Origin of the sequence: Kribbella antiqua, assembly GCF_004345665.1 — a bacterium.
Classification (GTDB): Bacteria; Actinomycetota; Actinomycetes; order Propionibacteriales; family Kribbellaceae; genus Kribbella; species Kribbella antiqua.
Genome location: NZ_SLWR01000005.1, coordinates 209016 through 233716, shown reverse-complemented (window position 1 = coordinate 233716; position 24701 = coordinate 209016). Strand labels below are relative to the sequence as shown.

The following is a 24701-nucleotide window of genomic DNA, read 5'->3' as shown; positions in this document are numbered from 1 at the left end:
CTTACGGGGGTTCGCTACCACCCGGTTGCCCCAAAACCGTAGCCCCTCGGGTGTCGGCACCGCCACGTAGGCTTGCCTCCATGCCATCCCAGCGTGTCGCGGAGCCGGAAAAAGAGCAGACCCTCAAGCTGCCCCGCAAAGCCCCGGTTTTCGCCGACGAGACGTCGACCCAGCTGGTCCGCCGGGCCCGGAAGATGCACAAGGTGCTCACCGAAACATACCCGGACGCTCACTGCGAGCTGGACTTCACCACGCCGCTCGAGTTGCTGGTGGCCACCATCCTATCGGCCCAGACCACCGACGTGATGGTGAACAAGGTGACCCCGACCCTGTTCGCGAAGTACCCGGACGCCCGGGCATACGCGGAGGCCGACCGGGAAGAGATGGAGACGATACTCAAGCCGACCGGCTTTTTCCGGGCCAAGACCAACAGCGTGATCAAGCTCGGCCAGGCCCTCGTCGACGAGTACGACGGCGTCGTACCGAACAAGCTGGAAGAGCTGGTCAAGCTGCCCGGCACCGGCCGGAAGACGGCGAACGTGGTGCTCGGCAACGCCTTCGGCGTCCCCGGTATCACCGTCGACACGCACTTCGGCCGGCTGGTCCGCCGCTTCGGCTGGACCACCGAGGAAGACCCGGTCAAGGTCGAGCACATCATCGGCGCCCTGTTCCCGAAGAAGGACTGGACGATGCTGTCGCACCGGCTGATCTTCCACGGCCGCCGCCGCTGTCACGCCAAGAAGCCGGCCTGCGGCGCCTGCCCGGTGGCCCAGTGGTGCCCGTCGTTCGGCGCCGGCCCGACCGACCCCGCGCTCGCCGCGAAGCTGGTGAAGGTCCCGGCGTGAACCTTGCACGTACGACGCTCTGCACGTCCAGCTGGCTCGTAGTTGCCGGACTGGTCCTGGCGTCGTGCGGGTCCGCCGAACAATCCGCGGGCAGCCAGCCGACCCGGTCAGCGGTCGCCGGTGCGGACAAACTGACGGCCTGCCCGTCGACGCCGTCGAAACCCCCGGTCAGCAACAGCTTGCCGGACGTCAGCCTGCCCTGCCTGGGCAATGGCCCGGACATCCGGCTCGCCGATCTCCGCGGGCCGCTCGTCATCAACGTCTGGGCCCAGTGGTGCGGCCCGTGTCGCGAGGAAGCGCCGTACTTGGCTTCACTGCAGCAGCGGGCGGCCGGCAAGGTGCAGATCATCGGGATCGACTACGACGATCCGCGGCCGGAGCTGGCGGTGAAGTTCGCCGATGAGCACGGGCTGGACTATCCGCATGTGGTCGATCAGGACAAGGCGACCAAGCAGGCGTTGAAGATCGGCGGCCCGCCGCTGACGGCCTTCGTCGACAAGGACGGCGCCGTCGTCTGGGTGCGTCGTGGCGTCCTCACGTCACAGCAGCAGCTCGACCAGCTGGTGCAGGAGAAGCTGGGAGTGACGCTGTGATGTTGGCGGGAGTGGAGATTCCTGACTGGCTGAAGCCGTTGGCCAAGGCGTCGGAGGCAGTCGACCCGACCCAGCTGTCCCGGTTTCTGCCGCCCGACGATCCGTCCGTGCGGAAGTCCGCCGTACTGATCTTGCTTGCTGAGGGCAACAACGGGCCAGAGGTGCTGCTGACCGAGCGGGCCTGGACGTTGCGCAAGCACGCCGGCCAGATGGCGTTCCCGGGTGGCGGAGTCGATCCGGCGGATGGCACGGGTGAGGAAGGCTTCATCAGGACCGCTCTGCGTGAGGCCGAGGAGGAGACCGGGCTGGATCCCGCCGGAGTCGTCCCGTTCGCGGTCTGGCCGGCGCTCTGGGTGCCGGTGAGCAACTTCGGGGTGTCGCCGGTGCTGGCCTGGTGGCGGGAGCCGTCGCCGGTCGCCGTGGTCGACCCGGCCGAGGTCGCGTCGGTGCACAACGTGTCGGTGCACGCGCTGGCCGACCCGGCGAACCGGATCAGCTGTCTGCACCCGTCCGGGTTCACCGGCCCGGCCTTCACCATCGGCGACATCTACATCTGGGGATTCACCGCCGGCTTGCTGGACAAAATGCTGATCCTCGGCGGATGGGCGCGCGACTGGGACCCCTCGGTCGTCGTACCGTTGCCCGACCGGCTGGTCGAGGCGGCCTGGCGGACTGGTGGACGACGGCCGGAGGACCTACGGCGGCTGACCGCCATCGAGCACGACCTCGGACGGTCGGACGGTAACGAGCCGGAAGGTGTGGAGTGAGCAAGCTCGACTACGCGCTGCTGATCATCACCGCCCTGGTGGCGATCTCGGGGTACATCGAGGGCTTCGTGCTGGGCGCGTGCGCGACTCTCGGCCTGCTCGCCGGAGCCGCGGTCGGTGTCTGGGGCGTGCCCCGGGTGCTGGACAACTTCTCCCCGAGTGTCTCGGTGTCGTTCGCCGCGCTGGTGCTGGTCGTGCTGCTGGCCTCGATAGGTAGAACCGTCGGCGCGATACTCGGCTCCAGATTCAGGAACAAGATCTCCTGGCGGCCGGTGAAGGCCCTCGACGCTCTCGGCGGTGCGGCGCTCGCGGCCGTTTCGGTGCTCATCGTGTCGTGGGTGCTGGGTGTCGCGGTCAGCGGTGCGCGGATTCCCGAAGTCACCTCGGCGGTGCGTGGATCGCAAGTACTGGCGAAGGTCGACGAGATCCTGCCGAGTCGTGCCGACCAGGCATTGCAGGCGTTCAACGACGTCGTCAACACGGATCTGTTCCCGCGATTCCTCGACCCGTTCGTGCCAGAGCGGATCCGGGAGACGCAGCCGCCGGACGGCCAGATCTCCCGGCAGCCACTGGTCCAGGACGCCTACAGCCGGATCGCCAAGGTCACCGGCGTCGCCAACTGCTCACGCGGCCTCGAGGGCAGCGGGTTCGTCTACGCGCCGCAGCGAGTGATGACGAACGCGCACGTCGTCGCCGGCGTCAGCTCACCACGGGTCGAGGTCAACAAGCATTCGTACGAGGCGACCGTCGTACTGTTCGACCCTGAGGTCGACATCGCGGTGCTCTACGTGCCGAAGCTGACCGCGAAGCCGCTGCCGTTCGACTACACCGGCAAGGCGGACGACCCGTCCGTGGTCCTCGGCTACCCGGAGAACGGCCCGTTCGACTCCGAGCCGGCCAGGATCCGCTCGGTCGAACGCCTCCGCGGCCCAGACATCTACGGCGACCGCACGGTCACCCGGCAGGCCTTCTCCATCTGGGCCTCGGTCCGCCCCGGCAACTCCGGCGGCCCGCTGCTCTCCTCGAAGGGCACCGTGTACGGCGTTGTGTTCGCCGCGTCGGTGGAGGACAACCGGACCGGCTACGTGCTCACCGCCGAGCAGGTGTCCGACGACGCCAAGGAAGGCGCTACCGCCACCCAGGAAGTCTCAACGCGCACCTGTACCTGACAGCCAGTCGACGAGGTAGCGGTTGAACAGCTCCGGCGTCTCCTCGTGCGAGAAATGTCCGGCAGCTGTGAGCAGCTCATGCCGCAGCGGCGCCGTGACCATGTCGGGTGGAGTGACCGCAGCGGGCGATACAGCGGGGTCCTGGGCGCCGTTGACCTGCAGCACCGGTACGGCGATCGGCGTACGCATCCGGGCCGAGTACTTGCGACCGTCCGGGCGGAGACGGGAACGCGCGAACCAGCGGTGGTACTCAAGCGCACAGTGGGGCGCAGGCCAAACCTGCAGTGCAGCGCGGTAGCGGCGGGACGCCTCTGCATCGGGGAAGGCGCCACCAGGCGCTGACCACGCTCTGAGCAGTCGCTCGATGTGGATGCCGTCCTGAGCGAGCAGACGGCGCTCCGGCAGGATCGGCAGCTGGAACCAGGCTGTGTGAGTCAGAGCCTTCACTAGACCAGCCCGAGCCAGCAGCAGCGGGTGCGGTGCGGACACAGCCGCCAGTCCACGGACCTGCCGCGGTGCCAGTACGGCGGCTGACCACGCGATGAAGCCACCCCAGCCATGGCCGACGACAACGGCGTCAGTCGCTCCAAGGGACCGGATGACACCGGAGACGTCCGCGGCGGCGGTGTAGGGGTCGTAACCACGTGGAGTCTTGTCGCTGGCGCCGTACCCCCGCAGATCCATCGCGACCGCGCGGTACCCGGCCTCGGCGACTACTGGCAGCTGGTGGCGCCACGCCCACCAGAACTCGGGGAAACCGTGCAGGAAGAGGACGAGCGGATCGTCTGCCGCGCCGCACTCCGCGACATGGAACCGTGCCCCGTTGGCCGCCACCAGCGAGTGGGACCAAGGACCGTCGACCAGCAGGTCGACGACACCGGCGGGGCTCAGTCGCCCTTGCCGATCGCCTTGAGCACCTCGACGGACTCCTTCGAGGTCTCGATCGTGCGCTGCGGTCCCTTCGCGCTCTTGAGCGCACGGATGCCGAGGAACACCAGCACCGCGGCGATCAGGAGGTAGGCTCCGGCAACGATCAGGAAGGCGATGGCCGGGTGCAGCCCGGCCGCGGTCAATCCGTACGCGGCGGCGATCGACAGCAGGATGATCACCAGGACGCCCAGGAAGGCCGCCGCGCCGAACATGCCGGCTCCGGTCCCGGCCGCCACCGCGGTCTTCTTCAGCTCGGTCTTGGCCAGCGCGATCTCGCCGCGGATCAGGCCGGACAGATCCTTGCTGGCGTTCGCGACGAGCTGCCCGATCGTCGGCTCACTCCCGTTCGGCCCCATCGACATGGCACTCCTTCCACGCGTCCGTGCCCCGACACTACCGCCGCCGCTCGCTATCCCCGTGTACCCCGGCTCAGTCGGCATATGTGCGGTTGCGCCGGAACAGCAAGACGGCGGCGATCAGAGCGGCCAGCAGGGATGCCACCAGTACGGCGGCCTTGGCCCGCTCGACCTGGGCGATGTCGCCGCCGAACGCCAGTTGCGCGATCAGCAGCGCGACGGTGAACCCGATCCCGGCCAGCACCGACACCGCCCCGACGTCCCGCCAGGCCAGGTCGGAGTTCAGCTCGGCCCGAGTGAACCGCGCAGTCAGCCACGACCCGCCGAACACCCCGGTGATCTTGCCGACCAGCAACGCCGCCACGATCCCGATCGCGACCGGATCCGTCACCATCTCCCGTACGGCGCTCCCGCTCAACGTCACCCCGGCCGCGAACAACGCGAACACCGGTACGGCGACACCCGCCGACCATGGCCGAAGCCGGTGCTCGATCCGCTCGGCCGGCGCGTGCTCCTCACCGTCGTCGGTCACCACTCGCGTCACCAGCCCCAGGGCGACACCCGCGATGGTCGCGTGAATGCCCGACTCGTGCATGAACCACCAGGCCGCGATCGCGATCGGTATGTACAGGAACGGCGTACGGACGCGCCACCGTTGCAGCAGGTACCAGACCGCGATCAGCGCGATCGAGGCCAGCAACGCGAACAGGTGGAAGCCGTGCGAGAAGAACACGGCGATCACCAGGATCGCGCCGAAGTCGTCCACGACCGCCAGCGTCAGCAGGAATGCCCGCAGCGCACTCGGCAGGGATGAGCCCACGATCGCGAGTACGGCGAGCGCGAACGCGATGTCGGTCGCCGTCGGCACCGCCCAGCCTTCGGGCCGGCCGTGGGCCGTGGTCAGGTTCACCATGAGGTAGATGATTGCCGGGAGCACCATTCCGGCGACCGCCGCGACCACCGGCACGACCGCCTCGCTGATCCGCGACAGCGTGCCGACCACGAGCTCACGCTTCAGCTCGACGCCGGCCAGGTAGAAGAAGAGCGTGAGCGCGCCGTCCGACGCCCATTGCTCGACGCTGAGCGGACCGACCTGGACCTCGCGCAGGTGGTGGTAGCCGTCCTGCCAGGGTGAATTGGCCCACACCAACGCGACCACCGCGGCCGCGAGCAGCAGCAAGCCGCCGGTCGTTTCGGCGCGCAGGGTGTCGGCGAGAAAGGCCCGCTCCCGGCCGAGGACACGGGGAAAGGCGCGCTTCTTCAGGCGGGTCCGCGAGGTCATGGTGACGCCTTCGGCTCGGGGTCGTTCGGACACTTCGCCGACCAGGCTTCCCGGCACTCCAAGAGCATTCTAACGGGACATGCCGGCCCGCGCGTTGCTTACGGCAACCAGGCGCGCGGGTCGGGGCCCTTGGGCACGATCCGGTTCGGGTTGATGGTGTCGTGGGTGAGGTAGTAGTGCCGCTTGATCTGGTCGAAGTCGACGGTCTCCCCGAAGCCGGGCAGCTGGTACAGCCGACGCGCGTACGCCCAGAGGTTCGGGAACTCGGTCAGTTTGTTCCGGTTGCACTTGAAGTGCCCGTGGTACACGGCGTCGAAGCGGACCAGCGTGGTGAAGAGCCGGATGTCGACCTCGCTCAGCGTGTCACCGAGCAGGTACGGGCGATCGGCCAGCCGCTCCTCGAGTACGTCGAGCCGTGCGAACAGAACGTCGTACGCCGCCTCGTACGCCTCCTGGGACGTGGCGAAACCGCAGCGGTAGACGCCGTTGTTCACCTCGCGGTAGATCTCGTCCATCAGCTGATCCAGCTCGGCGCGGTCGGCCGGGATCAGCTGCGGCGCGTGCGGCCGGTGGTATTCGGTCCACTCGGTCGACAGGTCCAGCGTGATCTGCGGAAAGTCGTTGGTGACTACCAAGCCGGAGAGGGTGTCGACGATGGCCGGCACCGTGACGCGTCCGTCGTACGACGGATCGGTCTTGCGATAGGCCTCGGACAGGAACTCGATGCCGAGCACCGGATCGCGGCCGGACGGGTCGAGGCCGAACCGCCAGCCGCGGTCGTCGCGGACCGGGTCGACGATCGCGAGGCTGATCGCGTCCTCGAGGCCGAGCAGCTTCCGCACGATCACCGAGCGATGCGCCCAGGGGCAAGCCAGGCTGACCACCAGCCGGTACCGCCCTGGCTCGACCGGCCAGCGTCCTTGGTCGTCCGGGCCTTCACCTGGCTTCGAGGAGGAGTCGCGGCGAATCCGGTCGACGAATCTGTTGCCCTGTCGCTTCCACTCGCCGGTCGCAGCACTTTCCCTGCCGAACTGTGCGGGGCTCATGACCCTCAAACTACCTGCCTGTCAGGAAACACCCAGGCTTGTGTGGTCGCTGGCCGTGAGCCGGTAGCAGACGTTACAGTCTGGCTGACAAGGTCGTCGGTGACAGTGCTGTTGCCAACGACGAGGCCTCGTTCGAACGTTCAGGAGCATGACCGCGGTTCGCGTTCCCCGGCAACCGGTTTGCCGGGCAGATTCCCAGGGATACTGACCTCATGGCCCGCCCAAGGAACAACCCCGGCGACCTCGCCGAACTCCCGACGGAGCTTCGGACCGACCGGCCCAAAGGTGACCAGATCCGCGAGATTCTGGAGAAGCTCACCCGCTCGCTCGCCGTCGGTACCGTGCTGCCGTCGGAGCGTGTCCTCGCCGAGCGGTTCGGCGTGGCCCGGATGACCGTGCGCCAGGAGGTGGACCGGGTGGTGGCTGAGGGCCTCGCCGCCCGCCGCCCCGGTGGCGGCACCTTCGTCGCCGAGCCGCGGCCGTCCCGGATGCTCGCGTCGTCGTTCAGCCAGGACATGATCAACCGCGGCATCAAGCCGGGCGCCAAGGTGCTCGAGCACCGCATCGGCAGCGCGGACGAGGATCTCGCCCGCGAGCTGGAGGAGCCGGTCGGCACCCCGGTGCTGCACCTGATCCGGCTGCGCACCGCCGACGGCGAGCCGATGGCGGTCGAGCGCACCTCGCTGTCCCTGCGCCGTTACCCGGGACTCGAGGACATCGACTTCGCCGAAACCTCCCTGTACGGCGAACTGTCGTCGCGCTGGGGAGTCGCGCTCGGGATGGTCTCGGCCTCGATCGTCGCCGCCCCGCCGGACCCGGTCGACGCCGAACTGCTCGAGATCGGCGAGACCACCCCGTGCCTGATCATCACCTCGGCCCCACGCACCGCCTCCGGCGAGGTTATCGAGTTCGGCCGCTCCGTCTACCGCTCCGACCGCTACGACATCACAGTCGCTTACCGCGCAACCTGATGTGATCATGTATCAGACCTGACCGCCCCGATGGCCGTGTGGTGGTGGGTGGGTCGCTCTACCTCGTCCACGAGTGCGATCGCGAGGTCGGCGTACGAGATCAGGCTCGACGCGTCGGCCGGGGTGATGCGGTAGGCGCCGGTGCGGGTGGGGTCGGCGTGGCTGAAGTCACCGGCGGGGGCGATGGAGACCCAGTCGAGTGTTGACGCCGCGAAGGTGTCGAGGGCTGCCTGGTGTGCGAGGTAAAAGGCGCGGTACCCCTGGGGATAGGTGGGTGTGTCCATCAGCAGGGTTCCGTCGGCGGTGGGAAGGATCGACGCGAGGCCGACCCAGACAAGTCGGCTGACGCCGGCCTTTTCCAACCCGTCGACCAAGGCCCGGGATGCCTTGGTGAAGAAGTCGGTGCCGCCGTCGTACACCGCCGCGATCACCGCGTCGTGGCCGGAAGCCAACTCGGCGATCTGCCCGGGATCCGTCACGTCCCCGGCGACCAACCCGCCGTCCGCCGTACGCGCGACAGCCGTGACCTCGTGCCCGCGTCGGCGAGCCTCGTCGACGGCGGCTCGCCCGGCCCGGCCGCGGGCGCCGATGACCAGAATCTTGCTCACTGCAACCTCCTCGTTTCGGTGATGCGGTGACCGTAGAAGGCGACCCGGTTACCGATTGGATACCGTGAAGGGCATGGAGGCGTTGCGGGCGGACATGTTCGAGGAGATCTGCCCGTCCACCTTGCTGCCGTTCCGGATCGGGCAGGACAAGTGGGCCGGCCTCGTGATCCGCTGTCTGGAGGATGGGCCGCGGCGGTTCTCCGAGTTGCGGGTGCCGCTGGCGCGGGTGAGTTCCAAGATGCTGACCCAGTCGCTGCGGACGCTGGAGCGCGACGGGTTCGTCCGGCGGACGCAGTACGGCGAACCGGTTCGGCGCGTGACCTACGAACTCACCGAGCTCGGGCGGAGTCTGCTCGGGCCGATGCGGGCTGTGTGTGAGTGGACAGAGACACACTGGGACGAGTTGCTCGACGCGCGGGAGTCGTAGCCGGGCTCGCCGTACGACCCGGAATCGGGCCTGTTCGGCGCAGATCAGGGGCCGCTGGGCGGTGCGGCGGTTTCGTGGCGGGGCGTGCATTGGTAGAAAGGTGACCGGGCGCACCGGCGCGCCGAAGCTCACGAGGAGGAGTCCGCGACGTGACGAATGCAGAGTCACCCCAGGGTGACGCACTGTCGAACCTGATGCACGAGGAGCGCCGGTTCGAGCCGCCCGCCGAGCTGGCCGCGAACGCCAACGTGAAGGCCGACGCCTACGACCAGGCCGCGGCCGACTTCGAGGGGTTCTGGGCCGAGCAGGCCAAGCGGCTGACCTGGGCGGTCGAGCCGACCGAGACGCTGGATTGGAGCAATCCGCCCTTCGCCAAGTGGTACTCCGACGGCAAGCTGAACGCGGCGTACAACTGCGTTGACCGGCACGTCGAGAACGGCCTCGGCGACAAGGTCGCGTACTACTTCGAGGGCGAGCCCGGCGACACCCGCGAGATCACCTATGCCCAGCTCAAGGACGAGGTCAGCAAGGCCGCCAACGCGCTGCTCGAGCTGAACGTCAAGGCCGGCGACAGGGTCGCGATCTACATGCCGATGATCCCGGAGACGGTCGTCGCGATGCTTGCCTGCGCCCGGATCGGCGCCCCGCACACCGTCGTCTTCGGCGGATTCTCGGCGGACGCGCTGAAGGGCCGGATCCAGGACTGTGACGCCCGCGTCGTGATCACCGCCGACGGCGGCTACCGCCGGGGCGCGCCGGCCGCGCTGAAGCCGGCCGTCGACGCCGCGCTCGAGGAGTGCCCGGACGTCCGGAACGTTCTCGTCGTACGGCGAACTGGCCAGGACACCAACATCGTCGAAGGCCGGGACCTGTGGTGGGAGGACTTCGTCGGCAAGCAGTCGACGGAGCACACGCCCGAGGCGTTCGACGCCGAGCACCCGCTGTACGTGATGTACACCTCCGGGACGACCGGGAAGCCGAAGGGCATCCTGCACACGACCGGCGGCTACCTGGTCGGAACGTCGTACACGCAATGGGGTGTCTTCGACCTCAAGGCCGACATCGACGTGTACTGGACCGCCGCCGACATCGGCTGGGTCACCGGCCACAGCTACATCGTCTACGGCGCCCTGGCGAACGCGACCACGTCCGTGCTGTACGAGGGCACCCCGGACACCCCGCACAAGGGCCGCTGGTGGGAGATCATCGAGAAGTACAAGGTCTCCATCCTGTACTGCGCCCCGACCGCGATCCGCACCTTCATGAAGTGGGGCGACGAGATCCCGGCCAAGTTCGACCTGTCCACGCTGCGCGTGATCGGGTCGGTCGGCGAGCCGATCAACCCGGAGGCGTACGTCTGGTACCGCGAGCACATCGGCGGCAACAAGGTGCCGGTGGTCGACACCTGGTGGCAGACCGAGACCGGTATGCACATGATCTCGCCGCTGCCGGGCGTGACCGCGGGCAAGCCGGGCGCCGCGATGAAGGCGATCCCGGGCGTGAGCGTGGACGTCGTCGACGACGCGGGCAAGCCGGTGCCGAACGGCTCCGGTGGGTATCTCGTCATCACCAAGCCGTGGCCGGCGATGCTGCGCACGCTGTGGGGTGACGACCAGCGGTTCGTCGACACGTACTGGTCGCGCTGGCCGGGCGTGTACTTCGCCGGTGACGGGGCGAAGAAGGACGAGGACGGCGACCTCTGGCTGCTCGGCCGGGTCGACGACGTGATGAACGTGTCGGGCCACCGGCTGTCCACCACGGAGATCGAATCCGCGCTGGTCTCGCACCCGAAGGTCGCCGAGGCAGCGGTCGTCGGCGCCTCCGACCCGACCACCGGTCAGGCGATCGCGGCGTTCGTGATTCTGCGGTCCGAGGCCGGCGACGGCGGTCCTGACGTCGTCCAGGAACTCCGCAACCACGTCGCCAAGGAAATCGGCCCGATCGCCAAGCCGCGCCAGATCATGGTCGTGGCGGAGTTGCCGAAGACCCGCTCCGGCAAGATCATGCGCCGTCTGCTCCGCGACGTCGCCGAAAACCGCGAGGTAGGCGACGTCACCACCCTCGCCGACTCCACCGTCATGGACCTCATCAAATCCAACCTCGAATCCGGCAAGTCCGACGAGGACTGAATCCTCAGTAGCACCTGCACACACGTGAAGGCCCCGGGGAGAAATCTCTGAACCGCTCTCCGGGGCCTTCGCGTGGATCGGGGAGGATCAGGCCTGGCCGGCCTTTTCGAGGGCGGTGCAGCAGGTGTTCACGAGGAGGCGGGCGACGTTGTAGGGGTCGATGTTGGCGTTGGGGCGGCGATCCTCGATGTAGCCCTTCTTGTCGACCTCGACCTGCCACGGGATGCGGACCGAGGCGCCGCGGTTGGAGACGCCGTAGCTGTAGACGTTGTGCGGCGCGGTCTCGTGGTTGCCGGTGAGGCGCTCTTCGATGCCGTCGCCGTAGCCGGCGATGTGCTCCTCGACCTTGCCGGGAGCGCCGAGCGACTCGCAGGCGGTGATGATCGCGTCGTAGCCCTCGCGCATGGCCCGGGTGGAGAAGTTGGTGTGCGCGCCGGCGCCATTCCAGTCGCCCTTGGCGGGCTTGGCGTCCAGGGTGGCGGCGACGTCGTACTCCTCGGCGATCCGGTAGAGCAGCCAGCGGGCGACCCACAGGTGGTCGGCGACCTCGACCGGGCCGGCCGGGCCGATCTGGAACTCCCACTGGCCGGGCATGACCTCGGCGTTGATGCCGGCGATCCGCAGACCCGCTTCGATGCAGGCGTCCAGGTGCTTCTCGACGATCTCGCGGCCGAAGACCTCGTCAGCGCCGACGCCGCAGTAGTACGGGCCCTGCGGGGCGGGGAAGCCGATGGCGGGGAAGCCGAGCGGGCGGCCCTCCTGGAAGAAGGTGTACTCCTGCTCGATGCCGAACCAGGAGTCCTGGTCGGCGAACCGCTCGGCGATCGGGAGCAGCTTGGCCCGGTTGTTGGTCGGGTGCGGGGTGCCGTCGACGAGGTAGACCTCGCACAGCACCAGCTTGTGGTCGCCGCCGCGGATCGGGTCGGGACACGAGAAGACCGGCTTGAGCACGCAGTCCGAGTTGTCACCGGGCGCCTGGTTGGTACTCGAACCGTCGAAACCCCAGTCCGGCAGCTCGGCGCCGTCGGCGAGGATCTTCGTCTTCGAGCGAAGCCGCGCGCTCGGTTCGGTACCGTCGATCCAGATGTACTCGGCCTTGTAGGTCACCCGTCTGTCCCTTCGTCGTGGCCGTCCCCTCAGGTGGTCCTGAACAGCCGAGGCCGACAGTGTCAAGTAGCAATTTCGGTCCTGTTGCTTGTTTGTGACGGGCGTGTTAACCGCCGTGTGACTAGGGTTGCGTGGTGTGACGACGGTCAATGTGCTGCTGGCGATCACTCATGCGGGTCTCGCGGCGGCGTGGGTCGGCGGAATGGCCTACTCGCTGTTCGTCGTCCAGCCCAAGTTGAAGAAGTACTTCGGTCCCGATCAGGACGGCCGCGAGGCGCTCACCACGGTGATTGCCTCAGGCAACCGGTGGAAGGTGCTGGGGCTGATCGGGGCGATCGCGGTCAGCGGGCTGGTACTGCTGCTGCTGGACCATGCCCACTGGTGGGTCCACCTGATCAAGGGGTTGTTGTTGCTCGGGGCAACTGGGATCTTCTGGTACGTGTCCTGGCGGCATTGGCCGCGCCGGGTTTTCGCCACCGCTGCCGAGCTTCCCGCGCTGCAACGGCGGCTTGTGGTGCTGGCAGGGTGCATGCTGGTGCTGACGGGTACTGCTTTCGCACTTGGGGTGCTGGCCAGTTCGCTGTGACGCGTGGAGATCGGTCCGGTCGTGTGCCAGGATGGCGGCTCCCGCCTTGGAGGTGATCGCGAATGGCGCAGGAGACCCTGCAGCTTCTGGTGGCGATGCACCGGATCGTCCGGCACCTGCGCCGGACCCGCACCACCACGGTGCTGCACCCGACGCAGTTCCTGGCGCTGATGCTGATCGCCGACGAGCAGCCGATCCGGATCGGTGAGATCGCCGCGCGCGTCCCGTGCTCCCAGCCGACCGCGACCACGACCGTCGCGGCGCTCGAGTCCGCCGGTCTGGCCCGCCGGGAGCAGGACCCGGTCGACGGCCGGGCGACTGCCGTCGTACTGACGGATGCCGGCAGAGACATGGTCGACGCGTCGGGCCGGCAGGCCGCCGAAGAACTCGCCAAACTCCTCCGCCGGCTCGACGACGACGACCGGGAGCTCGTCCTCAGAGCCGGCTCCGTCCTCTCCCGCCTGGCCGACGGCCTCTAACGATCGCCGTTGAGCAGGCGTTGAACGTCAGTGCTTGGCCGGTCCTTCGGCGCCCGCGCCGGTGAGGGAGCGGACGGAGAGCTCGTTGTAGCGGCCCTCGCTGGCGCGGTCGCTGCCGAGGAAGGTGCCGAGGACGCCGAACAGGAAGCCCAGCGGGATCGACACGATGCCCGGGTTCGACAGCGGGAACCAGTGGAAGTCGGCGCCGGTGATCATCGACGTCGGCTTCCCGGACACCACTGGCGAGAAGATCACCAGCACGACGGCGGAGATGAGGCCGCCGTAGATGCTCCAGACCGCGCCGGAGGTGTTGAACCGCCTCCAGAACAGGTTGAACAGCAGCGCCGGCAGGTTCGCCGAGGCCGCGACCGCGAACGCGAGTGCGACCAGGAACGCGATGTTCAGCTTCTGCGCCGGGATCGCCAGCGCGATCGCGACCGCACCGATCCCGAGTGCCGCGAACCGTGCGACCCGCAGTTCCTGCCGCTCGGTGACCTTGCCCTTCGCGATCACGTTCGCGTAGAGATCGTGTGCGAACGACGACGCCGACGTCAGGGTCAGACCGGCGACCACGGCAAGGATCGTGGCGAAGGCGACCGCTGCGATCAGCGCGAGCAGGATCGCACCGCCGAGGGAGTCGGCCCCGCCTCCGACCGACTCGGCCAGCAGCGGTGAGGCGACATTGCCCTTCGACGCCTCGACCGCGGAACCCTTGCCGGTGTCGAGCAGCGCCGCCGCGCCGAACCCGAGGGCCAGCGTCATCAGGTAGAACGCCCCGATCAGGCCGATCGCCCATTGCACCGATCGGCGCGCGGACCGCGAGTCCGGCACGGTGTAGAAGCGGATCAGGATGTGCGGCAGGCCCGCCGTACCGAGGACGAGTGCGAGCCCGAGCGACAGGAAGTCGATCTGGCCGGTCAGATCCTTGCCATACAGCAAGCCCGGCTGGAGGAACGACTCGCCTTTACCAGACTTCGCGGCGGCGGCGCCGAGCAGGTCGGAGATGTTGAAGTGGAACTTCACCAGCACCAGGAAGGTGATCAGCACCGTGCCGGCCATCAGCAGCACGGCCTTGACGATCTGCACCCAGGTGGTGCCCTTCATCCCGCCGACCGTGACGTAGAAGATCATCAGCGCGCCGACGAGGATGATCACGCCGGCCTTCAGGCCCTCGCTCTTCACGCCCAGCAGCAGGCCGACCAGTGAGCCGGCGCCGACCATCTGGGCGAGCAGGTAGAAGATCGACACCACGATCGTGGAGGTCGCGGCCGCGGTCCGGACCGGCCGCTGCTTCATCCGGAACGCGAGCTGGTCGGCCATCGTGAACCGACCGGAGTTCCGCAGCAGCTCGGCGACCAGCAGGAGGGCGACCAGCCAGGCCACCAGGAACCCGATCGAGTAGAGGAAGCCGTCGTACCCGTAGAGGGCGATCTGGCCGGAGATGCCGAGGAAGGACGCCGCGGACATGTAGTCCCCGGCGACGGCGAGGCCGTTCTGAGCACCGCTGAAGGAGCGGCCGCCGGCGTAGTAGTCGGCCGCGGTCCGGTTCTGCCGGGACGCCCACCAGGTGATGTACAGCGTCACGGCGACGACCGCGGTGAACAGCGAGATGGTCAGTGCCTGGTTGCCCGGCTCGGCGTCGGCGAGCGGGACCAGGAACGGTACGGAAATCACCGGCGGCGCTCCCTCTTGTACTTGGCGTTCAGCCCACTGGCCAGCGGGTCCAGCCGGCGGTTCGCGAACCGGCCGTACAGCGCGGCGATGACGAACGTGGAGACGAACTGCAGCAGCCCGAAGATCAGGGCGACGTTGATGTGCCCGATCACCTTGTGGCTCATGAACCCGCGAGCCCAGTTGTTGCAGGCGACGTACGCCAGGTACCAGACCATGAACGTGATGGTCCACGGCACCACGAATCGCGTGTAGCGCCGTTTCAGCTCGGTGAAGTCAGCCGCCGAGTGCACGGCCTCATAGGCGCGGGCGTCCCGCTCGCGCACCACTTCCTCGTCCATGAGTTCCCCTCGTGCTCTCGCTCAGACGCGAACAGGTGCACGTTAGTCCCTGGTCGAGCATTTGTGGTCAACCGCAACCAAAACGTTTCTACAGTCGTGGCGCGAGCGGCGCGTCGAGGGTACGGCGGTAGTTCGCCAGGTCGCTCGGCCGGGTCCGGTAACAGTCGGTGAACAGCGGCATCCGCAGCGGCTCCGGCGGCCGGGCGGTGTTCTCATAGATGGCGTCGATCTGCTCCAGCACCGCGTCGCGGCGGGATTCGGTCAGTACGGCGATCCGCGAGTGCGACAGCGCCAGCTGCCGCAGGCCGCCACGATCGAGGTCCTGCCAGTGCCGGAAGCGGGCGGTCTCCACCATCGCGAACAGGTCCGACTGCAGCAGGATCGGCATCGGGTCGAACTGGTCGCCGCCGAAGTCGTCGCCCTTGATCGCGCGATCGAACCGCCGTACCCAGGGGACCACCCGGTCGGCGTCGTTCCAGAGCAGACCCAGTACGCCGTTCGGCCGCAGTACCCGGGCGATCTCGGGCAGGGCCCGGGCGTGGTCGAACCAGTGGAACGCCTGGCCGACGATCACCGCGTCGACCGAGGCGTGCGCCAGCGGGATCGACTCGGCCGCGCCGACCATGGTGTCGATCCCGGGCCGCCGGCGGCAGACCGCGAGCATCTCCTCGGACGGATCGACCGCGACCACGTCGTGCCCGAGCCCGGCCGCGACGGCGGCCAGTTTGCCGGTGCCGGCGCCGAGATCCAGGATCTGCAGCCGGCCCGGACCCAGGATCCAGCTCAGTGCCTCGGCCGGGAACGTCGGCCGGCCCGCGTCGTACGCAGCCGCTACGGCTCCGAACGACGTGGCCCGGTCTCTGCCGGCCTCCGGTGCTGAATCACTGGTCATCACCGTAAATCATGCCGTAGCCGAAGGCTGGCACGCTGTCACTCGCCGAGCTTCTTCTGTTCGATGTGCGCGTTGACCGCGGCCAGCTCGGGGTGTGCGTCCAGCAGGGCGACCAGTTCGGCGCAGTCCAGCTTGTCCGCGGCGAACTCCTCGATGAGCGTGCTGAGCAGCTTCCGGTCGTCCTCGGTGTCCAGCGTCAGCCGGTACTGCGAGCCGCCGATCGGCCAGGACACGTTCAGCAGCCGGACGTCGCCGGGCCGGTTCTGGTGCAGGTACGGCGTGACATGCTCACGGTCGGCCTTGAGCGTCGCCTTCTGATCCGCGTCGAAGAGCCGGGCGGCGGAGAACACCTCGTAGTCCATGCCGCGCGGATAGGTCCGCTCCAGGCAGTTGGACAGGTAGAGGTTCTCGTCGTTCTCGGCCCGCCACCGTTCGACGCCCTCGGCAACGACCTCGGGGTCGATCAGCGGGCAGTCCGACGTCACCCGGACGATCGCGTCCAGCTCGTAGGTCCGGGCCGCACCGGCGAACCGGCTCAGCACATCGTCCTCGCTGCCGCGGAAGACCGGGATCTCGTCCCGCTCGCACAGCTCGACGATGGGGTCGTCGTCGGCGTTCACGGTGGTCGCCACGATCACCGGAAGGCCGGTGCGGTGCAGCCGGTCCACGTGGTGTTCGAGGTACTTGCGGCCGCCCGCCTCGAGCAGGACCTTCGCCGGCAGGCGGGTGCTGGTCGCCCGCGCCTGCGTGACGATGCCGATTTTCAGGGCTTGTTCCACAGGAACATCTCCCGGATCTCTGCTGGGTGCGCGAGATGCTTCACGCCCAGCTCTGTGTCGGTGAACTCACGGGCAACGTCGAGCGGAACGAACGGCTGGTCCATCTCGGGCCAGAGCCGCTTGATCCGGGCCTGCCCGCCGAACGAGGGGTGCTCGTTCTCCAGCACCATCGGGTCGCCGTAGACGCCCGGCTGCATGCCGATCGAAGCGCCGTACAGGACCGCGGAGCTGAGCCGGTTGGAGGCCACCCGCTTGTGCTTGCGCAGCTCGGCGAGCTGCTTGGCCAGGAACTTCGCGTCGGTCTTGCGCCAGTGCAGGCCCCGGTACCCGTGCGTGATGACGCGGAAACCGGCCTTCGTGTAGACCTTCCGGATGGCCGGGTTCTCGTACTCGTTCCAGTACAGGCAGACCGTCACGGGGCCCGTCTCGTGCTCCTTGATGGAGGCAACGATCCGGCCGTGGTCGCCGAGTACGTTCTGGCCTTCCCAGCCGTGGAACGGGTAGAAGATGGTGCCCTCGGCATCGTCGGTCATCGAGGCCAGCTCCGGGTACACCTTCAGCAGGTACAGCCAGACCGAGCCGATGACCGAGTAGTTGCGCAGGCCCATCGCGTGCCCACGCCGCCGTACGCTGTCGGACCAGACGAACTTCGGCATCCCCGGCGCGAACGCGGTGCCGAAGGCGAACCCGTCCAGGATGTTCCAGCCGTGCTGGAGATAACCCCAGATGAACGGCCGCTCCTTGTAGCCCGCGTACGCCGCCATGACGTCCGCGTGGCCGTAGAAGTGGTTGGCGTGATGCATTACCGCCGACCCCTCGCGACGCGCTTGGCCTTCCGTACGACGCGCAGCACGTGCCGGCGGGTGACCCGCAGCGGGCCCGTGACGGTGTGACCGACCCGGTACGGCTTCGACTGGCGGATGCCGCTGATCTGGCCGTGGAAGAGGATCGCCCGCGCGCTGGCGGCGGACAGCTCTTCGGTGAGCCGCGCGACGGTGACCAGCTGCTCCTCGGTGCCGAGCGGGCGGATCATCTCGCGCGGCGGCGTCAGCGCCTTCGTCATGGTGATGCCGGCCATCGACGCGAGCCGCGCGGTCAGGCCCTGCGGGTAGCCGCTGGCGGGCCATGGTTGCCTGGAGCCACCTTCCAGCGAACGCCGGACGAAGCGGCCGAGGTGCTCGATGACCATGGCCTTCCCGCGCTCCTCGGTCGGCTCGCCTTCGCCGAACAGCCGGAACGACGCACCGTTGATCACCACGTTGTCCGGAGCGGCGACCTCGGCGATGTGCCGCGGCTGCTTGAGTAGCCACTTCACGTAGTCGGGGATCGTACGGCGGACGGCAGCCTGGTCGTCGACGCGGAAGGCGTCGAGCAGGTACTCCTCCAGCAGCACACCCGGGCCGCTCGGGATCGCCTCGATCGGGAACGCGTCTGGCAGCTGACCGGCGCCCGCCACGACGTACCACGCCGGGGCCAGTTCGACGGTCAGGCCGGAGCGCACGGTGTCCTGCACCAGGCGGTACGGGTCCATCAGGTTCGTACCGGAGTAGCGCTCGGCCATCAGGCGAGCGGCCACCGCGGCCGGCATCGGGCCACTGACATCGGTCAGCGCGACCCGCGCCTCGACCAGCGACGGGAAGACCGCGTAGCGATGCGTGACGGCCAGGCCGGCGTCCTGCAGCGCGTTCTCGAGCGGCTTCAGGCCCGCGGGTGCGGTGTCGGTCAGGTTGCGCGCCCACTCGTCGTCACGCGGCAGCGCGGCCGCGATGTTCGGCTGGATCAAACGCTCGAAGCCGAACTCGTTCTGGGCGCCGAGCAGCAGGCGGCCGCCGGGAACCAGTCGCGCCTGCAGGGCGGCGAGAGCGTCCGCCCAGGTGAGCTTGGCCGTGTCCGGGCTGACCAGCCGGTCCAGGCCGTCGAGCGCGATGATCGCGTCGTAGCCGTCCGCGGCGCCGTACTCCGGCGTGAAGCGGTCCAGGGCTCCGCAGAAGACCCTGTTCTCGGTCAGGGGTTGGACGATATACCGCTCGGCGATCTCTTCGGCGTCCGGAGCGGACCGCACGAGGACATCGACGGAGGCCACGCGGGAGGCCACATCGATGATCAGGTCCACGGAGTGCGGACCTGCGAGCAGGACTTTGTCGCTGGGCTGGAGGGCGGCGGCCAAGAGTGCTGCGGCGGCCGGTCCGGCAGCTGCCGGGCGGGCGTCGACAGGGTTCAGATCGGACCAATTGAGCATCTCGGCGCCGATCAAGATCGATCGGGTCACAGTCGTCACCTTAGGCCCCACACACGGCCATCAGCCAACCAACTTCGTCAACGTCTCGATAACACGATCGACGTCCGCATCGGTCAGGTCGGGGAACAGCGGCAGCGAGATCTCTTCGGAATAGAACCGTTCCGCGTTCGGGCAGAGACCGCGACGGTAACCCTGGTTGGCGAAAACCGGGTGCCAGTACACCGGAATGTAGTTCACCTGGACGCCGATCCCGGCCGCCCGCATCGCTTCGAACACCTCGCGGCGCCGTCCGTCCAGAACCCGGATCGGGTAGAGGTGCCAGGCCGGATCGACACCGGCGCGCTGCGTGGGCGTGCGCAGTCCTTCGACGTCGCGGAACGCCTCGTTGTAGCGCGCGGTGATCTCGGTACGGCGCTGCTTGAAGGCCGCGAGCCGCTTGAGCTGCGAAATCCCGAGGGCGCTGCTGATGTCGGTCAGGCGGTAGTTCACGCCGTACTCGTGGACTTCCTGGTGCCACGGGCCTTCGTCGGTGATCTCGAAGCGGTCGGGGTCCCGGACCAGGCCGATGAAGTGGAACTCGTGGGCCCGTTGGCCGATCGCCGGGTCCTTGCAGACCACCGCGCCGCCCTCACCGGTGGTGAGGTTCTTGGTGGGAAAGAAGGAGAGCGTTGTCACATCGGCGAGATCGCCGATCGGACGGCCGCCTGCGGTACCGCCGATCGAGTGGGCCGCGTCCGCGAGGGTCTTGGCGCCGACCCGGTCCGCCAGCGGCTGCAGCGCGTCGTAATCCGCGGCCTGGCCGGCGTAGTCGACGGCCGCGATGACCTTCGTCCGCTCGGTGGTGAGCGCCTCGACCGCGGTCGGGTCGATCAGCGTGGTGTCGTCCTCGACGTCGGCGAACACCACCTTCGCACCGAGCATCGCGGCGCACGACGCGGTGGCGACGAACGTCATCGGCGTGGTGATGACCTCATCACCCGGGCCGACGCCGAGCGCGGCGTACGCGATGTGCAGGGCCGCGGTGCCCGACGTACAGCTGACGACTCTGTGTCCGCCGGTCAGCTCGGAGACCGCGTTCTCGAAGGCGGTGACGGCCGGTCCGGTGGTGAGCCAATCACCCCGGAGTACCGCGGTGACCGCCTCGATGTCCTGCTCGGAGATGGACTGACGCCCGTACGGCAGCATTGGTATTGGTCTATTCCGTCTCGAGGATCTTGCGGATCTCGTCGATCGTGTACCACTGGTCGTTGGTGTCCGACGCGTAGTGGAAGCCCTCCGGCACCGGGATGCCGTCGGCCGGCGTCTGATAACCCCAGGTGGCGAGGTCGGGCTGCAGGATGTACCGGCTGCCGAGGGCGACCGCGCGGCGGCCTTCCTCCGGGCTGATCATCTCTTCGTGCAGCTTCTCGCCGGGGCGCAGGCCCACGTCGTGCATCTTCGCGCCCGGGGCGATCGCCTGGGCCAGGTCGGTCACCTTCATCGACGGGATCCGCGGCACGTACAGCTCGCCGCCCATCATCAGCTCGAAGGAGTCGACCACGAACTCGACCGCCTGCGGCAGCGTGATCAGGAAGCGGGTGCAGCGCAGGTCGGTGATCGGCAGCGACTTGCCGGCCTCGTGCAGCGCCCTGAACTTCGGGATGATCGAGCCGCGGCTGCCCATCACGTTGCCGTACCGGACCACGGCGAACCGGGTCTGGTACGCCGCCGCGTAGTGGTTGCCGCTGATGAACAGCTTGTCCGCCGTCAGCTTGGTCGCGCCGTACAGGTTGATCGGGCTGGACGCCTTGTCGGTGGACAGCGCGACGACCTTCTTCACGCCGGCGTCGATACTCGCCTCGATCACGTTCTGTGAACCGACCACGTTGGTGCGGACGAACTCCCACGGGTTGTACTCCGCGGTGTCGACCTGCTTCAGCGCGGCCGCGTGCACTACGTAGTCGACCTTGTGCATGGCGCGCTCGAGCCGGGACTGGTCGCGGACGTCGCCGATGAAGAACCGCAGCCGCGGGTCGTCGTCGAACAGCTGCCGGACCTCCCACTGCTTCAGCTCGTCGCGGCTGAAGATGATGATCCGGCGCGGGTTCAGGTGATCGAGAGCGTGCCGGACGAACGCCTTGCCGAAGGATCCGGTGCCGCCCGTAACAAGGATGTCGGAGCCGGTGAGGATGGACACGTCGAGCGGGACCCTTCTGAACGGAGGCAGAACAAGCGCACACACGGGGTGTACGACCACGAACAATAGCTGCCCGGTCCACGACCCGCTCAATCGAGCCCGATACGGTCAGGGGGTGAAGCGGGTCGGGATTCGATGTGACGTGGGGCCGGAGCGCGGAATCGGGCATGTGATGCGGTGCCTGGCGCTGGCGGAAGAGCTGGGCCGGCGAGGTGCCGAGGTGGTGTTCGTTTGCGACGCCCACACGGTGCCCTGGGGCCAGGCGCAGATCGCCGCGCGCGGGATCCGGGTGGAGCCGGCCGTGTGGTCGGCGAGTGAGCACGTCGAGCTGTTCGAGCGGCTCCAGGTGGACGCTGTGGTTTTCGACACATACGACGTCGACGCCTCGGTTTACCCGGCGGTTCGGGCCGCCGGGCTGCCGACGCTCGCGATCGTCGACGGTGATCTGCGGGGTGCGCAGGCCGACGTACTGGTGGATCAGAACCTCGACTCCGAGCTGGACGACCCTGTGTTGCCGGAGCGGTCGATCCGGCTGGCCGGGCTCGACTACGTGATGATCCGGGACGAGATCCTCGCCCTGCGGCCGTCCGAACCGCCTGCGCCGCGGGAGAACGCCGTACCGAAGGTGTTCGCGTTCTTCGGCGGGACGGACGCGTTCGGTGCCGGTCCGTACGTCGTTCAGGCGCTGGCGGCGAGCGGCGTACCGTTCGAGGCCACCGTGGTCGCGCCTCGGCCCGAGCTGGCGGAGGCGATCGCGGCGGTCGAGCTCCAGGCGAATCAGCGCGTCGACGTGATCGGGCCGACGGATCGGCTCGCGGCGACGGTTCGGGAGGCCGACCTGACCATCAGTGCGTCCGGTACGTCGACCTGGGAGCTGCTGTGCCTCGGTGCCACGGCCGGGCTGGTGTGTGTGGTGGACAACCAGGTGATGGGCTACGAACGCGCGATCGCCACCGGTACGGCGGCTGGGATCGGCGTGCTCTCGGACTTGAAGGCGGATCCGTCCGCGGCTGCCGGAGTCCTGAAGAAGCTGCTGACGGACCCGGCGGAGCGGGCACGGCTCGCCGCCGCGGGCTGGAAGCTTGTCGACGGCAACGGTCGGGTCCGGGTCGCCGACGCGCTGCTGGCGCTTACCTGATCTCGTAGACCGTCGCGTCCAGCGTCGCGTGCCGGAGCCGCACGTAGTTCCGGAGTGCCGGCGACACCTTGCCGGCCCGGTTGTCGGCGTACAGCCAGCGGACGCCGGCCTTGCGCAGCCGCTCGATCACCGCGGGCGTGGGCGAGACGAAGGCGACGTCGTTGGCGGCGAGTTCCTCGCTGTTCCAGTACGGAATCAGGCTCGGGTTGCTGTTGGTGGTGAGGGCGATCCGGGTGGCCTGGTTGGAGTATCCCCAGCCCTCGATCAGGACCGGGCGCTCGGACAGTGCGGCGAGCCAGAAGTGCCGGCTGTCGCAGATGTTGTCCCGCTTGACGATGCAGTGCGCGTTGGTCGCGATCAGCTCGCCAGGCTTGCTGTTCCGCCGTAGCCACCGCGCCGCACCGGCCTCCGCCGCGGTCGCCCCGCCACGCCCGGGATGCGCGAAGACGAGATTCGACGCTTTGTCCGAAACCAAGGCCTGCAAGGAAATCAGTGTCGCGCCGATCATGCAGGCGGCCACCGCGGCAGCGACGAAGGCCACCAGAATGTTGCCCGGCCGCCGCGCCACCTTCCACCCGAGCGCGACCACCAAGGCAACAGCACCGATTGCGGCACCCGCCCACAGCCAGGGCCCTGTCAGACCAGGCAGATCGGCCGATTGCACTCGCGCGACAGCCAGCGCCACCAGCCCAAGCAGTCCAGCCGTGGCCACGAGCACCATGCTGCGCCGATCACCGAGCCGTCCGACCAGATTGGCCAGTCCGACACACGCGAGTACGGCGATGACCGGGAAGGCCGTGCGCAGGAAGTAGACCTGGCTCATCCCCGCCTGGGTCGTCATCAGTGTGCCCAGCAACCCGGCGGCTGCGAATCCCACCAGGAACGCGATGGCCGGATCCCGCCACTTCCGCCCGAGGAAGAACGTTCCCGACGCCGCGAGCCCCCAGCTCAGCAGGATCGTTGCTGCCGACAACAACTGGGCATGCGGATCCGACGCCACCAGCTTGTGCGGCGCCAATTGGACGAACGTCTGGAACGGCTGAACCTTCGTCCCCCACGTGGTGCCGCCGAAGATGGTCACCAGCGCACCCAGAAAGAGGAAGAACGACAGCAACCCACCGATCAGCGCCGTCCGCGTGTTTCGCCGGATCATCATCAATTGCAGGAAGGCGAACGCGAATCCCACGCCCAGCAAGGGAAGGATCGTCGACTTGGCGCCGGCGGCAACCAGTCCGAGCAGGACCAGCAACACCCATCGACTCCGCGGCCGATCTGCCCGGAGGAGATCAACCACCACCACACAGATCGCGAGCGCGATCAGCACGCCGAGGTTCTGCGTCGGACTCAGATAGGCCGCGACGGCGGTCGAGATCCCGCCCAAACCAACCTTCGCAAAAGGCTCCACGGCTCCGCCCAGCCCCGCGATGAGTACGGCGAGTGGACCCGCCCACGTCGCACCCGCCTCGGCGGTCGGCGTGAACCGGGTAGCCAGCGCGAAGACCAGTCCACAACCAGCGAGGAACAATGGCAGCCAGGTCAGCGAATGGATCAGGTCGGTGAGGTCGATCCGGGTCGCCCAGGCCGTCGCGGCTGTCGCCTGGTGAAAGAACGTGTGGTACTTGATCGGTTCGCCACCGAGCCACAGCGTCGCGATCGGCACGTCGTACTTCGCACTGGCGGCCAGCGCCTGCTGGAAGGCCAGATCCGGATACGCCCGCAACGGGTCCGTGTACGCAGGCAGGAACTGACCCGGCCCGCGCCGATACACCACCAGTACGACGACCGCAGTCGCCGCGGCGAGCAGCCACGCTTGCAGAGGCCGCAGCGGTTGCTCCACCCGGCGCCAGACGCGCGCCCGTGCGTCGCTGTCCGCGAACGCGACCAGCAGTACGACGGGCGCCCACAGCCAGGACCACGCCTGCAGGCCGACCGACGCGCTGGCCAGATAGACGATCACCTGCGCCGCGGTCCCGACGGCGAACCCGGCAGAGAGGTCCTCGACGAGGTTTCGGCCGTAGTTGCCGATCAGCCGCCACAGCGCGAACCCGGGCAGTGCGATCCCGAACCCGGTGAACAGCACGAACCGGCCGACCTCGCTGAGCGTCGAGTCGAGCAGCAGCAGGGTGATCGCCAGGATCGCGGCGGCCACGCCCGCGACTAGACCGGAAAG

The 24701-nt window shown here is 68.3% G+C and carries 25 protein-coding genes; 10 read left to right on the top strand and 15 right to left on the bottom strand.

Annotated elements, in window-relative coordinates:
• Positions 1–80: 80 nt before the first annotated feature.
• From nth to EV646_RS16340, 4 genes are read left to right on the top strand one after another with little or no spacing between them, the layout of a single operon-like run.
• The gene (gene nth / locus EV646_RS16355) at positions 81–845 is read left to right on the top strand and encodes an endonuclease III (protein ID WP_132149320.1); all 765 of its coding nucleotides are present in this window, start codon (positions 81–83) and stop codon (positions 843–845) included.
• Positions 842–1438 carry a TlpA family protein disulfide reductase gene (locus EV646_RS16350; RefSeq protein WP_241996042.1) on the top strand — a complete coding sequence of 199 codons (597 nt, stop codon included), beginning with the start codon at positions 842–844 and terminating at the stop codon, positions 1436–1438. The genes nth and EV646_RS16350 overlap by 4 nt, the downstream gene beginning before the upstream one ends.
• Positions 1439–1449: 11 nt before the next feature.
• On the top strand, positions 1450–2205 hold the full coding sequence (locus tag EV646_RS16345; protein ID WP_241996040.1) for an NUDIX hydrolase: 756 nt from the start codon (positions 1450–1452) through the stop codon (positions 2203–2205).
• Positions 2202–3374, top strand: a complete 1173-nt coding sequence (locus EV646_RS16340; RefSeq protein ID WP_132149316.1) for a MarP family serine protease — start codon at positions 2202–2204, stop codon at positions 3372–3374. Before EV646_RS16345 ends, EV646_RS16340 begins: the two co-directional genes overlap by 4 nt.
• On the opposite strand, the gene EV646_RS16335 is transcribed toward EV646_RS16340, so the two are convergent.
• The 4 genes from EV646_RS16335 to EV646_RS16320 form a co-directional block, all read right to left on the bottom strand.
• Positions 3354–4208, bottom strand: a complete 855-nt coding sequence (locus tag EV646_RS16335) for an alpha/beta fold hydrolase (RefSeq protein ID WP_241996039.1) — start codon at positions 4206–4208, stop codon at positions 3354–3356. The genes EV646_RS16340 and EV646_RS16335 overlap by 21 nt on opposite strands.
• A gap of 53 nt (positions 4209–4261) precedes the next feature.
• Positions 4262–4666, bottom strand: a complete 405-nt coding sequence (locus EV646_RS16330; protein ID WP_132149312.1) for a phage holin family protein — start codon at positions 4664–4666, stop codon at positions 4262–4264.
• A 67-nt stretch (positions 4667–4733) separates the two neighbouring features.
• Positions 4734–5942: a Na+/H+ antiporter NhaA gene (gene nhaA / locus EV646_RS16325; RefSeq protein WP_132149310.1), complete on the bottom strand. Its 1209-nt coding sequence runs from the start codon at positions 5940–5942 to the stop codon at positions 4734–4736.
• 98 nt (positions 5943–6040) lie between these two features.
• Complete coding sequence (locus tag EV646_RS16320) at positions 6041–6988, bottom strand: glutathione S-transferase family protein (RefSeq protein ID WP_132149308.1); 948 nt, start codon at positions 6986–6988, stop codon at positions 6041–6043.
• 212 nt (positions 6989–7200) lie between these two features.
• Here EV646_RS16320 and EV646_RS16315 point away from each other — a divergent pair, with 212 nt between their 5' ends.
• Entirely contained in the window at positions 7201–7959 is a 759-nt protein-coding gene (locus EV646_RS16315; protein WP_132149306.1) for a GntR family transcriptional regulator, read from the top strand.
• A gap of 5 nt (positions 7960–7964) precedes the next feature.
• Here EV646_RS16315 and EV646_RS16310 read toward each other — a convergent pair whose 3' ends face one another.
• Complete coding sequence (locus tag EV646_RS16310; RefSeq protein WP_132149304.1) at positions 7965–8567, bottom strand: NAD(P)-dependent oxidoreductase; 603 nt, start codon at positions 8565–8567, stop codon at positions 7965–7967.
• Positions 8568–8640: 73 nt separating this feature from the next.
• Between EV646_RS16310 and EV646_RS16305 the strand changes: the two genes are divergently transcribed.
• Together EV646_RS16305 and acs are read left to right on the top strand one after the other, a co-directional pair.
• The gene (locus EV646_RS16305; protein WP_132149302.1) at positions 8641–8994 is read left to right on the top strand and encodes a winged helix-turn-helix transcriptional regulator; all 354 of its coding nucleotides are present in this window, start codon (positions 8641–8643) and stop codon (positions 8992–8994) included.
• Positions 8995–9188: 194 nt separating this feature from the next.
• The gene (acs, locus tag EV646_RS16300) at positions 9189–11123 is read left to right on the top strand and encodes an acetate--CoA ligase (RefSeq protein WP_132149840.1); all 1935 of its coding nucleotides are present in this window, start codon (positions 9189–9191) and stop codon (positions 11121–11123) included.
• Between the two features lie 87 nt (positions 11124–11210).
• Here acs and glnII read toward each other — a convergent pair whose 3' ends face one another.
• A complete protein-coding gene (gene glnII, locus EV646_RS16295) occupies positions 11211–12230 on the bottom strand; it encodes a glutamine synthetase (RefSeq protein ID WP_132149300.1) in 1020 nt (339 codons plus the stop codon).
• Between the two features lie 136 nt (positions 12231–12366).
• On the opposite strand from glnII, the gene EV646_RS16290 reads away from it, so the two are divergent.
• On the top strand, positions 12367–12816 hold the full coding sequence (locus EV646_RS16290; protein ID WP_241996037.1) for a hypothetical protein: 450 nt from the start codon (positions 12367–12369) through the stop codon (positions 12814–12816).
• A gap of 62 nt (positions 12817–12878) precedes the next feature.
• Positions 12879–13295, top strand: a complete 417-nt coding sequence (locus EV646_RS16285; protein WP_132149298.1) for a MarR family winged helix-turn-helix transcriptional regulator — start codon at positions 12879–12881, stop codon at positions 13293–13295.
• A 27-nt stretch (positions 13296–13322) separates the two neighbouring features.
• Here EV646_RS16285 and EV646_RS16280 read toward each other — a convergent pair whose 3' ends face one another.
• From EV646_RS16280 to pseB, 8 genes are all read right to left on the bottom strand, one after another.
• The gene (locus EV646_RS16280; RefSeq protein ID WP_132149836.1) at positions 13323–14966 is read right to left on the bottom strand and encodes a solute symporter family protein; all 1644 of its coding nucleotides are present in this window, start codon (positions 14964–14966) and stop codon (positions 13323–13325) included.
• The gene (locus tag EV646_RS16275; protein WP_132149296.1) at positions 14966–15307 is read right to left on the bottom strand and encodes a DUF485 domain-containing protein; all 342 of its coding nucleotides are present in this window, start codon (positions 15305–15307) and stop codon (positions 14966–14968) included. Before EV646_RS16275 ends, EV646_RS16280 begins: the two co-directional genes overlap by 1 nt.
• A gap of 88 nt (positions 15308–15395) precedes the next feature.
• Positions 15396–16199, bottom strand: a complete 804-nt coding sequence (locus EV646_RS16270) for a class I SAM-dependent methyltransferase (RefSeq protein ID WP_132149294.1) — start codon at positions 16197–16199, stop codon at positions 15396–15398.
• 38 nt (positions 16200–16237) lie between these two features.
• Positions 16238–16978: a cytidylyltransferase domain-containing protein gene (locus EV646_RS16265; protein ID WP_241996035.1), complete on the bottom strand. Its 741-nt coding sequence runs from the start codon at positions 16976–16978 to the stop codon at positions 16238–16240.
• Entirely contained in the window at positions 16963–17781 is an 819-nt protein-coding gene (locus tag EV646_RS16260; RefSeq protein WP_132149292.1) for a hypothetical protein, read from the bottom strand. Before EV646_RS16260 ends, EV646_RS16265 begins: the two co-directional genes overlap by 16 nt.
• The gene (locus EV646_RS16255; protein ID WP_241996033.1) at positions 17781–19247 is read right to left on the bottom strand and encodes a hypothetical protein; all 1467 of its coding nucleotides are present in this window, start codon (positions 19245–19247) and stop codon (positions 17781–17783) included. The genes EV646_RS16260 and EV646_RS16255 overlap by 1 nt, the downstream gene beginning before the upstream one ends.
• Positions 19248–19277: 30 nt before the next feature.
• Entirely contained in the window at positions 19278–20402 is a 1125-nt protein-coding gene (pseC, locus tag EV646_RS16250; protein ID WP_132149290.1) for a UDP-4-amino-4,6-dideoxy-N-acetyl-beta-L-altrosamine transaminase, read from the bottom strand.
• 10 nt (positions 20403–20412) lie between these two features.
• The gene (pseB, locus tag EV646_RS16245) at positions 20413–21393 is read right to left on the bottom strand and encodes a UDP-N-acetylglucosamine 4,6-dehydratase (inverting) (RefSeq protein ID WP_132149288.1); all 981 of its coding nucleotides are present in this window, start codon (positions 21391–21393) and stop codon (positions 20413–20415) included.
• A 115-nt stretch (positions 21394–21508) separates the two neighbouring features.
• Between pseB and EV646_RS16240 the strand changes: the two genes are divergently transcribed.
• Entirely contained in the window at positions 21509–22531 is a 1023-nt protein-coding gene (locus tag EV646_RS16240) for a PseG/SpsG family protein (protein WP_199237003.1), read from the top strand.
• On the opposite strand, the gene EV646_RS16235 is transcribed toward EV646_RS16240, so the two are convergent.
• Positions 22524–24680, bottom strand: a complete 2157-nt coding sequence (locus EV646_RS16235; RefSeq protein WP_241996031.1) for a DUF2339 domain-containing protein — start codon at positions 24678–24680, stop codon at positions 22524–22526. The genes EV646_RS16240 and EV646_RS16235 overlap by 8 nt on opposite strands.
• Positions 24681–24701 lie beyond the last annotated feature (21 nt).